The 13,127-nt window shown below is 41.3% G+C and carries 11 protein-coding genes and 1 tRNA gene; 7 read left to right on the top strand and 5 right to left on the bottom strand.

From position 1 onward, the window contains the following. Positions 1–67: 67 nt before the first annotated feature. Complete coding sequence (locus CYLST_RS19655; RefSeq protein WP_015209486.1) at positions 68–565, bottom strand: HNH endonuclease; 498 nt, start codon at positions 563–565, stop codon at positions 68–70. Between the two features lie 578 nt (positions 566–1,143). On the opposite strand from CYLST_RS19655, the gene alr reads away from it, so the two are divergent. From alr to CYLST_RS19640, 3 genes are all read left to right on the top strand, one after another. Continuing rightward, positions 1,144–2,334, top strand: a complete 1,191-nt coding sequence (alr, locus tag CYLST_RS19650) for an alanine racemase (RefSeq protein WP_015209485.1) — start codon at positions 1,144–1,146, stop codon at positions 2,332–2,334. Between the two features lie 113 nt (positions 2,335–2,447). Next, positions 2,448–3,287: a dual specificity protein phosphatase family protein gene (locus CYLST_RS19645; RefSeq protein WP_015209484.1), complete on the top strand. Its 840-nt coding sequence runs from the start codon at positions 2,448–2,450 to the stop codon at positions 3,285–3,287. Positions 3,288–3,363: 76 nt separating this feature from the next. Beyond that, positions 3,364–3,445 (top strand) — tRNA-Leu (locus tag CYLST_RS19640). A gap of 192 nt (positions 3,446–3,637) precedes the next feature. On the opposite strand, the gene CYLST_RS36385 is transcribed toward CYLST_RS19640, so the two are convergent. The 4 genes from CYLST_RS36385 to CYLST_RS19625 form a co-directional block, all read right to left on the bottom strand. Next, positions 3,638–3,763 (bottom strand): hypothetical protein, encoded by a 126-nt coding sequence (locus tag CYLST_RS36385; protein WP_015209483.1) that lies wholly within the window; start codon positions 3,761–3,763, stop codon positions 3,638–3,640. Positions 3,764–3,819: 56 nt separating this feature from the next. Beyond that, positions 3,820–5,451 (bottom strand): HEAT repeat domain-containing protein, encoded by a 1,632-nt coding sequence (locus CYLST_RS19635; RefSeq protein WP_157162611.1) that lies wholly within the window; start codon positions 5,449–5,451, stop codon positions 3,820–3,822. Positions 5,452–5,607: 156 nt separating this feature from the next. After that, positions 5,608–6,192 (bottom strand): hypothetical protein, encoded by a 585-nt coding sequence (locus CYLST_RS19630; protein ID WP_015209481.1) that lies wholly within the window; start codon positions 6,190–6,192, stop codon positions 5,608–5,610. Positions 6,193–6,230: 38 nt separating this feature from the next. After that, entirely contained in the window at positions 6,231–6,815 is a 585-nt protein-coding gene (locus CYLST_RS19625) for a hypothetical protein (RefSeq protein WP_015209480.1), read from the bottom strand. Between the two features lie 1,324 nt (positions 6,816–8,139). Between CYLST_RS19625 and CYLST_RS19615 the strand changes: the two genes are divergently transcribed. The 4 genes from CYLST_RS19615 to CYLST_RS19600 all read left to right on the top strand — a co-directional run bounded on the left by CYLST_RS19615 (position 8,140) and on the right by CYLST_RS19600 (position 13,048). Next, on the top strand, positions 8,140–9,180 hold the full coding sequence (locus CYLST_RS19615) for a response regulator (protein WP_015209477.1): 1,041 nt from the start codon (positions 8,140–8,142) through the stop codon (positions 9,178–9,180). Positions 9,181–9,253: 73 nt separating this feature from the next. Then, a complete protein-coding gene (locus CYLST_RS19610) occupies positions 9,254–9,631 on the top strand; it encodes a response regulator transcription factor (protein ID WP_015209476.1) in 378 nt (125 codons plus the stop codon). 4 nt (positions 9,632–9,635) lie between these two features. Then, a complete protein-coding gene (locus CYLST_RS19605; RefSeq protein ID WP_015209475.1) occupies positions 9,636–10,151 on the top strand; it encodes a chemotaxis protein CheW in 516 nt (171 codons plus the stop codon). 44 nt (positions 10,152–10,195) lie between these two features. Then, the gene (locus CYLST_RS19600; protein ID WP_015209474.1) at positions 10,196–13,048 is read left to right on the top strand and encodes a methyl-accepting chemotaxis protein; all 2,853 of its coding nucleotides are present in this window, start codon (positions 10,196–10,198) and stop codon (positions 13,046–13,048) included. Positions 13,049–13,127: the final 79 nt, after the last annotated feature.

Raw genomic sequence — 13,127 nt, 5'->3', positions numbered from 1 at the left:
CGTTGGTCAAACAAGAAATTTTAGAGGTGAAGACTGTCCTGGTTTTTTAGGGCTGATCTGTGTAACGTCAAAGACCTATTACATATTTTTGCCACTCTTGGTGTAGTCCACTTTTAAGTTGTTTGCTGACCTCAAAATAGAGGCTACTGTAAGGCTGGCGAGGAGAATGACGCAAAAACATATGCGCTTCGTGAGGTGTACGGCTCCCTTTTTTGACATTGCAACGGACACAAGCTGTCACAATGTTTTCCCAGGAATCGCCGCCACCACGAGATCGCGGCAGTACGTGATCTAGTGTCAACTCATCTCCTGTGTAACCGCAGTATTGACAAGTATGACCGTCACGGTGCAATATATTTCGGCGAGTGAGAGGAATTTCCTTGTAGGGAACGCGCACATAGTAGCGCAACCGGATTACGGTCGGCAGTGGAAATTCCGCGTAAAGGAATTTACCATTGTGTTCTATGCGTTCTGCCTTGCCTTTAATCAACAAAACCGCAGCACGTCGCCAGCTAGTTATGTTGAGCGGTTCGTAAGAGGCGTTTAAGACTAAAACCTTCCCCATGAATCTGCGCTCAAGGTATTAGTTTTACATATATTAACACATATATACTCTGCTGGGGAGATGAGATTAAATGATACTACCGGGATAATTTTTGCAGAAATAAATTCAAATAACGGGTGATAAATTCTGATCACCCTTGATCAAGGGGCAACCCTTCCAAGGGTTTATGAGCAAAATCAGTAGCTAGTAACGCTTCGCGGAATTAAAAATTCAAAATAGAGCCTACGGCACGCTCCGCTGTCTTCGCATCTCCTCTGAAAGAGGCACAAAATTAAAAAAGCTTGTGATGTAGGCTTTTGGCCTATTTTGAATGGTAGCTTTATTTCCGCCGTGATGTACCAGTCGCCATTGTTAGTATTAAAAATAACTTATAACTAACAACTGAACATAATAGACAGCAGATAAGCAGCAACTCTTGGCAAGTCTGCCGTGCTTTTGGTCACCCATCGAGGGTTTAGACATCTTGTATCAATTCCCGGATGAGCGGTAAACTTCCTGATTAATTTGATATGGCTTCTAGGAGCGCAAATCAATAGACAATTTGGAAGTTTAGCAGTGGTGTGATAGGAGTGAGTGAAATGTTAAGTCGCAAACAACAAACTTCTGGTGTGGCTGATAATCAGCAGTGCGATACCTACGCCTGGTTCTCCCAACGTGCTTGGGTAGAAATTGATTTAGGGGCGTTGTCGTATAATGTGCAGCAATTGGTAAAATTTTTATCGCCGCGCACCCAGCTGATGGCAGTGGTAAAAGCTGATGCCTATGGTCATGGAGCCGTGACAGTTGCCCAAACGGCACTGGAATCGGGAGCTAGTTGGTTGGGAGTTGCCACAGTGCCGGAGGGCATTCAATTACGAGAAGGCGGCATTAAAGCGCCGATTTTAATTTTAGGGGCCACCCATACACCAGAGCAAATTCATGCGATCGCTCACTGGAAACTTCAGCCCACCCTGTGCAGCCCTAAACAAGCTTTGGTATTTTCCAACGTCCTAGAAAGCATGAACAACGGTTCCCCGATGGAAGTACACATCAAATTAGACACGGGAATGTCTAGGTTAGGAACCAATTGGCAAGAAGCAAGTGAGTTTGTGCAATTAGTGCAGAGCTTACCTCATCTGGCGATCGCCAGCATTTATTCCCACTTAGCAACAGCAGACAGCCCCGATTTGACAGCGATGCAAGAACAGCATCAACGATTTGAAGATGCGATCGCCCAAATCAAAGCCAAGGGCATCAACCCACCTTGCTTACACCTAGCAAACTCAGCCGCTACCCTCACAGATACCGCACTACACTACGACATTGTGCGCGTGGGTTTAGCCGCTTATGGACTCTACCCAGCACCCCATTTACAAAACAAAATCCAACTTCACCCGGTTTTACAATTAAAGGCACGAGTCACCCAGGTAAAAACCATTGCCCCAGGAACTAGCGTCAGCTACGGTCATAAGTTTACCGCACCACGAGAAATGCGCCTCGCAGTCGTCGGCATTGGTTATGCTGATGGTGTCCCCCGTCAACTTTCCAATAAAATGCAAGTCTTAATTCGCGGTCAGCGCGTGCCGCAAGTTGGGACAATTACAATGGATCAGTTGATGTTAGATGTCAGTTCTATCCCCAATATCCAAGAAGGCGAAATAGTCACCTTACTAGGGCAACAGGGAAGAGAACAAATCTCAGCCGATGACTGGGCAAATCAATTAGACACAATTTCCTGGGAAATTCTCTGCGGTTTCAAGCATCGTCTACCCCGTATAGCCGTGATGTAGTTAATAGACTCCTGGCAATAATACTAGTTTGGAACTACAGATAAACACCAATAAATTATCTGTGTTTATCTGTGGTTCCATGTTCATAAAATTTGTTGGCGACAAACGTAAATATGGCTGACTCCTCAACAAATTCTCTTGTTCATATCCAAGAGATCGTTCCTGCTTTAGGCTCTTACCAGACTCTTTATATGCTGGAAAGCTTTGGCACCACGGTTAAGTTCAAGAGCCAATATCCAGCAGAAGAAATACGAGTACAAATCTGGACAAATGCCTTAAACAAGTACAACAGCGAAGGTTTTTGGCATAGCATCGACCTAGAATTTCAATCTAGAGAACAAGAGGATACATATATTTTCCAAGGTTCTTTTTTGCCTACCAGCCCAGGAGAGTATCAGTATACTTACAGATTCAGGCTTGGTAATGAAGATAATCAATGGCAATGGGCAGGAAACTTTGGCGAAAATGGCTATCTCACAGTTCCTCCTCCATCTCCCTCAATGGATTGGACACAAGGAGCAAACCATGTTGAGTTTCTCCCAGGGGTTTATGTTGGCAACTTTATCGCCGCTTCTCAAGCTGAAAATTTGAAACTTGATGCTGTGCTAAACCTAGCTTTTGAGTTTACTTTAGCTTTCTGTGCTAGTTCTAATCTTGCGTATAAAAAGATTGGACTCATGGATGGGGCACACAATGCCATAGCTGATCATGCCCTGTTAGAATCTATCAGCTGGATAGAAGAACAAGTTAAGCAAGGGAAAAAAATCTTAGTCAATTGCCGGGCGGGGATTGGTAGAAGCGGATCTGTTAGCATTGCCTATTGCTTTTACAAACGCCCTGATTGGAGTTATCAACAAACTTTAGACTATATGTGGAGCCGGAAAGCAGACATTTATCCTCACAAACACCTCCAGGAGAGCTTGGAACGCTTATTTCCCCGTAGAAGTGAGTGAAGATTGAGGTTTAGTCAATTTTTATTTATTTGGCTATTCCCATAGACAATTTATTATGGTACAATCAAAATCTGATGCGGATATGGCGAAATTGGCAGACGCGCTAGATTTAGGTTCTAGTTCCGAAAGGAGTGAAGGTTCAAGTCCTTTTATCCGCATTCTTAAATAATTGCAGCCTCTGAGCTGGTATTGATACTGAGAGCAAAATTGTATTTTGTGTTTGGTATCAATTTTGCATTAGTATATTAGAGAATCAGGGTATGCGATCGCCTATCGCCTAAATGGTGGGAAAATCTGAAAATGCGTAAGCTCTCGCCAGCCGTAGGCATCACCTGAAAGATATTGTCAAGTTAATCCACTCCCGCTGTAGTCACAATATCTTCCATTAAATATGTCACTTCATACCCCTCTTCTTCGCTGGGAGGGTTAACCAACAGGTAATCCAGACGTTCTAGTAAAAGTTTAATAGCTTCCATTTGGTCTCACAACTTACCAACAAATTTTGGTTTATTTGCGCTTTTCTGCTTAAATTTTACTGAAAACTAGAAAAAAACCTAGATTCAGAATGTGCAAGATGATTAAAGAAAAAGTCATAATTTAGTGTTAGTTGATAACAAGACTGTAGTCCAATCATCGGATTTTCCCACACCGCCGGAGCTACAGTAAATTTAATTACTAACTCTCTACCATCTCCTGTAGAATGCAAATTTAGTTGATCGCCCTTAGCTGTATATCTGTATTCCTTGCGCTCGTCATCACTGTCCACAGTTTCTGCATAACTATTATTGTAAAAAATAATTTTTCCAGACACAAAATAATATGATGGATCTAATAACCAAGATGTAAAAGCGACACCAATAGAAGTTGGATTAAATAACTGTTTTGCACAGCCAGAGACAATTTTGTTTGCAAACCTAGTATGGTCTAATCTCACAAGAGAATCTGCAATTTGTGCTAAAATTTCATGGTTAGTCTCTTGATGTTCTAGCTCCAACAGTGCCGGAATCGCCTGATTTAACTTTATTTTACCAAGACTAGCAACTATCTGTAACCGAACTCCAGAATCGGAGTCAGTTAAACCTGATAATAAAGCTTCCACATTTTGAGAATCACCGCAGTTAGTGATTGCTCCTGCTGCTGTTTGACGAACTTCCGCATCCCTATCTTCCCTAAGCACCTCAATCAGTCTAGTGCATACTTGTTCACCGCCTATCTTTCCTAGCACTTCTACTGCTGCGGCACGTACCATTTTAGAAGAGTCATTTTTGAGAACATTTAATAGTACTGGAACTGCTTCTGGGGGATTTACTGCTAAATAGGCAGTTACAGATGCTGCTCTGACCATAGGTGCTGTTTTTGATAATGCTGACCTTAATATGGGACTGATTTCATCACCACCAATCTTACCCAAAGTTTTCAAAACAGCAACTAGCTCATTATCATTTATTGCTTGTTCTGCTTCTTCAAGTAATCGGTTGATAGCTTGTTTGCAACCAAGTTTACCTAATGTATCAATTGCTAATTCTTTCAGTCTGGGGTCGTTTATTAAATGCAAAACAGTTGGACAAGCATCTAAGTTACCCTTCCTAGCAATACCGCACAAAGCGAAGAAACGGACATCAGATGACGAATCAGAGCAAGCCTGAATAAAGATACTGACTGGAACATCAGCAGCTAGTTTATATAGTGTCTCCAAAACTTGACATCTGACTTGCTCATCTGGATCATCAAGAGCAGTTTCCAGATGCACAATGGCATTTTTACCAACTTTAAAAAGTGCAGTAGCAGCAGCGGCTCTCACCTCTGGGGATATATCTTGTAGTGCATCTATTACTGCTGGGGTTAAAGGTGGACAGTCGAATGTTTTAAAAATATCCAATACTGTTAGACGGTCATTTTCATCGACTGAGGCAAAAAGAGAATGTAGCCAGTCAGCCGCAAGCACTGGATCAAGTATTGCCAACGCTTTTGCTACATTGCGCCTGACTCTACTATCTGAGTCAGAGAGAGCCTTGACAAGGGTATCCCAAGCAGCAGTAGCTTGGGGATGACAAAGCAGGAAAGCTGCCGTTATTCTGACATTTGGAAAACCACTATTTAGAGCTAATTGAGCAATTGACCAAACATCATGATTATATATACCAATCAGTGTAGCCAGAACCATTTGTTGCTCTTGTTCACATCCATTCACCAACAAATAATAGGCAGATTCAAGAAAATCTGGTTGATAATACAGTTCTTTTAGTTCTCGCTCAAGAATCGAATTTCCCCTTTTTTTTGCCTTTATATTAACTGACTGATTAGTTCTAAGGTATTTGAATCATGGAATTAAGTTATTTAGATATGCAATTTGCCTATTCAAATGAGTATCTCCCTCTCTGATAATTTCTCTAAAGCGTTGACGTAATGCAGCAATTTGAGTTTCTGTAAAAACGTCCTGTATCAATCCATGCTCATTTAATACTTGCAAGACATCTACAACCCCTTCCACAACAGTTACGTGTTGGCTTAAACAGTATTGCACAAAGGGAAAGATTACAGATTGTGCCTGAGAAAGTGAAGTCCAAGGAAGATCAAACATTGTCTGACGTTGTAAGGTTGTCAGACAGTTAATCTGTGTAGCCCAATCGTCTTGACATTGCAGGTTGTTGATTAACTCATATATTAAAGGGCTGGTATTTTCATCAGGGTGATTAGCTTGCTGTGCTAAGAAAAATGATGTCGCGCGGGGAAAAATCGGAACCTGCGAGTTTCCATATCGCTCTACTAACAAAATTAAACCATCTGTTCCCGCTGTAGTGACAATATCTTCCATTAGATATGTCACCTCATACCCCTCTTCTTCGCTGGGAGGGTTAACCAACAAGTAATCCAGACGTTCTAGTAAAAGCTTAATAGCTTCCATCTGGTCTCACAACTTACTAATGGAAAGCTTCATTTAAATCATGGAATTAAGTCATTTAGATATGCTATTTTCTTATTTAAATGAGTATCTCCCTCTCTGATAATTTCTCTAAAGCGTTGACGTAATGCAGCAATTTGAGTTTCTGTAAAAACTTCCTGTATCAATCCACGCTTGTTTAATTGGTGTAAGGCATCTACAACCCCTTCCACAACAGTTACGTGTTGGCTTAAACAATATTGCACAAAAGGGAAAAGTACAGATTGTGCCTGAGAAAGTGAAGTCCAAGGAAGATCAAACATTGTCTGACATTGTAAGATTGTCAGACAGTTAATCTGTGTAGCCCAATCGTCTTGACATTGCAGCTTGTTGATTAGCTCATATACTAAAGGGGTGGTATTTTCATCAGGGTGATCAGCTTGCTGTGCCAATAAAAATGATGTCGCACGGGGAAAAATGGGAACCTGTGAGTTACCATATCGCTCTACTAACAAAATTAAACCATCTGTTCCCGCTGTCGTGATAATATCTTCCATTAAATATGTCACCTCATACCCCTCTTCTTCGCTGGGAGGGTTAACCAACAGATAATCCAGACGTTCTAGTAAAAGTTTAATAGCTTCCATCTGATCTCACAGCTTACTAATGGAAAGCTTCATTTGAATCATGGGATTAAGTCATTTAGTTATTTGATATCAAACTTGTTGCTCTTTTAGCCATATACCCAGATGAGAAGGATCAGATAAAACAAAAAGTAAAGAGCAAAAGTAGGTATTCCCACTTTGTAAGGTAAATTACTGTTTTTACTAAGGGTTTGTTTGATCGCGTATAATAGCATATAGGACAAAGCTGGAAAAGAGAACAACCCTGCCAACAATGCAATAGTGCGATATCGATACATACTTACACCTATATCAGCGTAGTTCTCTCCCCGCGCCAATGTGGTCAAATACCAAGACAGCACAAGTGAACAATTAACAGAACATATTGCTGTGATCGTAACTAGGATACGCTGCCAAACTGTCATTGGTGATGGCTCATGATCCATTTGCAAGTTCTTGCTCCAAATTAGTTTTTACCCAATTTCGACTCGCATTCTAATCTGGCACGCTGAACAGTTCCTCTATTCGTTGAGTTTGCATCTTCATCACCATTATCTCCCGACTCGCTCAGACGCCAAAGCGACGCGGAGCAAACCGATTAGGCGCTGGTTTGTCAAAGTTATTTGAAGGATTTTTGGCTGTTCTGTGTTCCCTGCTATACATTTACTCAATCCTTTCAGTAAAAATCTTTGTAGGCTGTTGTTAGATATTGCTTGTAATAATTTTTGTAGTATACTCCGTTCACAGATACTTTGGATATACATAGCAGATATTAGTACTGACAACCTAAATAGAGCAGCAACATTTATAGGTTATAAAAACCTAAAACGCTTGTATTGTAGAGATTTGAGCTTTCAGTCACGATGGTTTATTATTCTTTGCTGAGAGTTTAATCAATCCCAGTTTTTTACTTTGAATACTGAATAAAGTAAATTTAACTTTTTAATAATTCAGTAATATTACGGTAGTTGGTTGCTCTCTCTTGTATGAGAGTAACCTTATCTAGCGTAAAATTTTTTGCCTATACCAAGTTGTGTTTAAAGGTGTCATTCAGAGCAAAGCTTGGCTCAGGATGACAAATTGTTTATCCGACTACAATTTGGTATTAATTCCTCAAGGATGTCTGTTAATCTCAGTTGCAGTCAGTTAAGTCACGCCGACTGACGAGTTAAAAAAGATTTAATAGTCTTTAAATAAAGCTGCTGTTGAGTTATATCACAAACTTGGGCATAAAAGTTGGTATTTTATGCTACAAAAGTTCCGATGTCTTATATTGGATTTGAATAATGGAAGTGCTTCTACACAAATTTAGCTTACACATATTAAAATTAGCCGAAGTAAAAGCAAAATGAGCACAACTTCTATAGGTAGCTACAGGTTGTTCCAAAAACTACATCCGCTATCTCTGTTGGCACAACTAACCAGTCGCCGTACTACAGGTTGCTTAAGCATACATACCGGAACTGTTTCTTGGTCAATCTATCTAGAGGAAGGTAAACTAACTTATGCCTCCTACTCAGATAAACTGTTTGAGCGGCTTGACAGCCACCTGCGACGATTAGAGCAGCAAATTCCCAGTCTGAAGAGCGCCGAACGCTTACAGATGCGGCTGATGTTTGAAACGCAAACTGAAAATCAGTCAATACCATCTCCCGATTATCAAGCGATTTGTTGGTTAGTTACTCAAGACTATATCACTGCTGCACAAGCTGCTATTTTGATAGACGAGTTGGCGAAAGAAGTGCTGGAGTCGTTTTTGTGTTTAAAAGAAGGGAACTATGAATTTAATCCAGATAACTCTTTGGGTGAACTACCAAAATTCTGTCACCTGGATTTGCGGTTACTAGTCGAACACTGTCAAAAGCAATTAAGAAATCGGCAAAATATCCAGTCATCGGTGCCGGCTGACGGAGGTTTGCAAGTTTTACCCAAGACGAAGCTACCACTAACTCAGCCACAAATCCAAACATTAGTTAAGGTAGAGCAGGAAAATAACGAAACTTCTCAACCAAGTGTTAGCAAAACTTTATATAAAATTGCTTGCATTGATGATAGCCAAACTGTCTTAAATTCTATCAAGCATTTTTTGGATGAAAGTAAGTTTTCAGTGGTGATGATTAATGATCCAGTAAAAGCTTTGATGCTAATTTTACGGAGTAAGCCAGACTTAATTTTACTAGATGTAGAGATGCCAAGTTTGGATGGCTACGAACTATGTTCTTTATTGCGGAGGCATCCGGCTTTCAAGCATACACCTATCATTATGGTGACTGGTAGAACAGGATTTATTGACAAGGCTAAGGCGAAGATTGTCAGATCGTCTGGCTATTTGACTAAGCCTTTTACACAATCGGATTTGCTAAAAATGGTGTTTAAGCACATTGGTTAATTTGGTCAGGATGAGTAGAGGTAGAATTAACTAATATTAGTAGCTGCAATTTAGTTTTTTAGGAGATTTAGGAGTGAGCCTTACTTTGCTTGGCACAATTCTAATTGTGGAAGATTCCCCTAGTGAACTGGAACTAATGAACCATTATCTTCAAGAAGGTGGTTACAATGTGATTAAAGCGACTGGGGCAAAAGAAGCTCTAGAAAAAGTCTTTTTAGAGAAGCCAGATGTAATTGTTACTGATGTAGTTATGCCTGGGATGAGTGGCTTTGAGTTATGTCGTTTTCTGAAAAAAAATTCAATTACGGCAAAAGTGCCAATTTTAATTTGTAGTTGTAAAAATCAAGAAATTGACCGTTTATGGGCGATTAGACAAGGTGCTGATGCTTATATAACTAAACCTTACACTCGTGAACAACTCCTGCGGGCTATTAAATCAGTTGTGATTTGAATCAATGACTAATTCAAAAATTACAAGTTCTGTTCAAGCGAACCAAAATGATTTGGTAAATAGTTATCTAAAGTTTCAGCTAAATCAAGAGACTGCTGCTGTTTTATCAATTAAGCATACTCAAGAAGCGATTATTGTGCCTGTTGAGTCTGTGACGGCGATGCCCAATATGCCTGCTTGTATTTTAGGATTAATGAATTGGCGTAGTCGGATAATTTGGGTAATTGATTTGCTGAGGATACTTAATTTAGCATCTCTAGATAATCGCCTCCGACAGTACAATGTGATCGTTATTCGAGTGGAATCACTGCTTTTGGGTTTAGTTGTGCGAGAAATTAAAGGTACAACTAAGTTTAAGCCTGATGATGTTTGTTCCCCTGTGGGACAAGTGGCATCTAGCTTAGTTCCTTATTTACGTGGCTGCGTTGTCCAAAAAGAAGAAATTTTGCTGGTATTGGATGCAGAGTCAATTGTGCAATCTTCTATGATTTACAGTGAGCAGAATCCACTAATAAATTAAAGGATTTTTAGATTGCTTATTCACATATTCAGGGGGATTATTTTATGTTTAATAGAACTGATATTGCTAAGAGTAGTGATGCTCAAAATCAGAAATCGGTGATTTCAGCGGAGAAGGTGACTGATAATAAAGTACAAGTACCTGTTCAGCCTGCCACTAAAACTGCTAGAAATTTTCGTTTGCATGATGCGGTTAACGGTTTGCAGCAGTTAAGCTTGGGTAAGAAAGCGACAATTTTGGCGATCGCATTCGGCACCATACCAGCCTTGGGAATTGGTGCTTTCGCTTATAGCTTTGCCAACAAATCGATGACTCGGCAAATTACCCAAACGTCAGAAACGCAAGCCATCAACTTAGCTGACAATGTGAACCGGTTCATGTTTGAACGGTATGGAGATATTCAGGTACTCGCTAATCTGCCGCTGTTGACAAATTCCAAAGTCAGCGCTAGCGCAACTACCCTAGAAAAGCAAGCTGTGCTCAATAGTTTTGTCGCAGCTTACAAAACCTATAACAGTGTCGCTGTCTTCGATTTGGAAGGGAGAGCGATTTTGCAATCTACAGGTGAACCGCTGGGTAAGGATAAAGATCGTAGCTATTTTCAAGATGTTCTCAGCCAAAACGCTGCTGTGATCAGTCAACCAGAAACATCCAAAAGTACAGGTGCAGTCAATATTTACATAGCTGCACCGGTGAAAGATGCCGTGACGGGTAAAACGATCGCTGTGGTGAGAGCACGGTTGCCCGTACAATCAATAGCTGAGGTGATGAAAAACTATGTGGCAAATGGCAATGAATACCATTTGCTCGATGCCTCTGGCAAAGTTTTCCTCAGTCCCCGACAAGACTTTTTGGGTAAAGAGGCAAAAGCTGTGTATCCCAGTTTAGCTAATTTGCTGAGTGCAAATAAGGTTGAGACTTTCAAAGCAGTTCCCAAAAATAATCAAAACCCCGAACTGGTGAGCTACGTACCATCAAGAACACTAGAAGGATTACCAGAGTTAAACTGGCAGGTACTTTTGTCTACAGATAAAGCAATTGTCTATGGAACTCAAAGACAATTGTTGTGGTTGATCGCAATTGGCACAGCATTGACAGCTATGATTGTCGGGGCGATCGCGAATTGGTTAGCCAAGGGTGCGCTCAAACCAGTTCTCCAGGCAACTGCGGCCTTAACAAAACTCCGTCAAGGTGAACTCAATACTCGTCTAGAAATAGCACCAAAAGACGAATTAGGGCAATTAAGCGCTAATATTAACGAGATAGGCGATAAATTAGAGACTTTAGCCAGAGAGCAGGGAATAGATACTCAATGGACAAAATTACTTGCACATATTACCTTGGCGATTCGCAGAAATTTCCAAACTGAAGATATTTATCAAACAGTAGTTAAAGAAGTTTGCCAGGCTTTGAAAACAGACCGAGTAATTATTTATCAACTGAATCCAGATACCAGTTCGGGAATTGTGATCGCCGAATCGGTGACTGGTGATTGGCCGCAGATGCTGGGCGTGGATATCGATGAACCCGGTTTTGGCGGTGGGCTACGCCTCTCTGTTGGCGATCGCTATATAGAAACCTATAAAGATGGGCGAGTGCAAGCAATTGCCAATATTCATCAAGAGCCAAGTCTGAATAATACCGATTCTTACAGCCAAATATTAGATAAATTTGCCATCAAAAGCAACTTAACCGCTCCAATTATCACCCAAGGGCAACTCGTGGGTTTATTGATTGCTCATCATTGCGAGAGTCCCCGTGTTTGGCAACAACTAGAAATTGATTTATTTGCACAGATAGCAATTCAAATCGGCTACGCCCAAGAACAAGCCCAGTTGCTAGCAGAGGTAGAACGTGCTAGGGCGATTTTCTCCACAGATGCCCAAGGCTCAGGACAACAAAAAGAAACCCTGCACCTGCAACTTTTAGAACTGCTCAGTAATGTAGAAAGTGCCGCCAAAGGTGATTTGACAGTGCGGGCTGACGTCTCGTCTGGGGAAATTGGCACAGTCGCCGATTTTTTCAACTCAATTGTCGAAAGCCTCCGGGATATTGTTACCCAAGTTAAACACGCAGCTATTCAAGTAAATGATGCGATCGGCTCGAACGAAGGTGCCATCCGCCAGCTAGCAGAAGAAGCCCTGACACAAGCTAGCGAAATTAACCGCACCTTGGATGCAGTTGATCAAATGACCAATTCCCTGCAAGCCGTAGCCCAAAGCGCCGAACTTGCCGCTATCATCGCCAACCATGCAGCACACAACGCTACCAAGAGTGGACAAGCAATGGATCTAACAGTGCAAAATATTCTGTCTTTGCGGGAAACAGTTGGGGAAACTGCCAAGAAAGTTAGGCGGTTGGGAGAATCTTCTCAACAAATTTCCCGCGTGGTGTCTTTGATTAACCAAATTGCCATGCAAACCAACTTGTTAGCCATCAACGCCGGCATTGAAGCGGCCCGTGCGGGGGAAGAAGGGCAAGGTTTTGCTGTAGTTGCCGAAGAAGTAGGCGAACTAGCAGCCCGGAGTGCCGCAGCCACCCAAGAAATTGAAGAAATTGTCGAAAACATCCAACGGGAAACCAGCGAAGTAGTGCAGGCGATGGAAGTGGGAACTATTCAGGTAATTGAAGGTACGCGGATTGTCGAAGATGCTAAACAGAGTCTGAATCAAATTTTAGATGTGTCGCGGCAAATAGACTCTTTGGTGCATTCGATTTCCACTGCTACTGCTTCTCAGGTGCAAATATCACAAACTGTCAGCCAATTGATGAAAGATATTGCCGCTGTTTCACAACGCACCAGCGATTCTTCACGCCAAGTTTCCCAATCTCTGCAACAAACTGTAGAGATTTCCCAAGAATTGCAGGAGACTGTCGGGACGTTCAAAGTCAATTGAAAGAGGTAGTGGGTAATGGGTAATTGGTAATGGGTAATTGGTAATTGGTAATTGGTAATAGGGACTAAAGACTAAAGAC

The sequence above is a fragment of the Cylindrospermum stagnale PCC 7417 genome, from assembly GCF_000317535.1.
Taxonomy (GTDB): domain Bacteria; phylum Cyanobacteriota; class Cyanobacteriia; order Cyanobacteriales; family Nostocaceae; genus Cylindrospermum; species Cylindrospermum stagnale.
The sequence above is the reverse complement of the archived record's forward strand: the minus strand, read 5'-3'. Positions and strand labels throughout refer to the sequence as shown.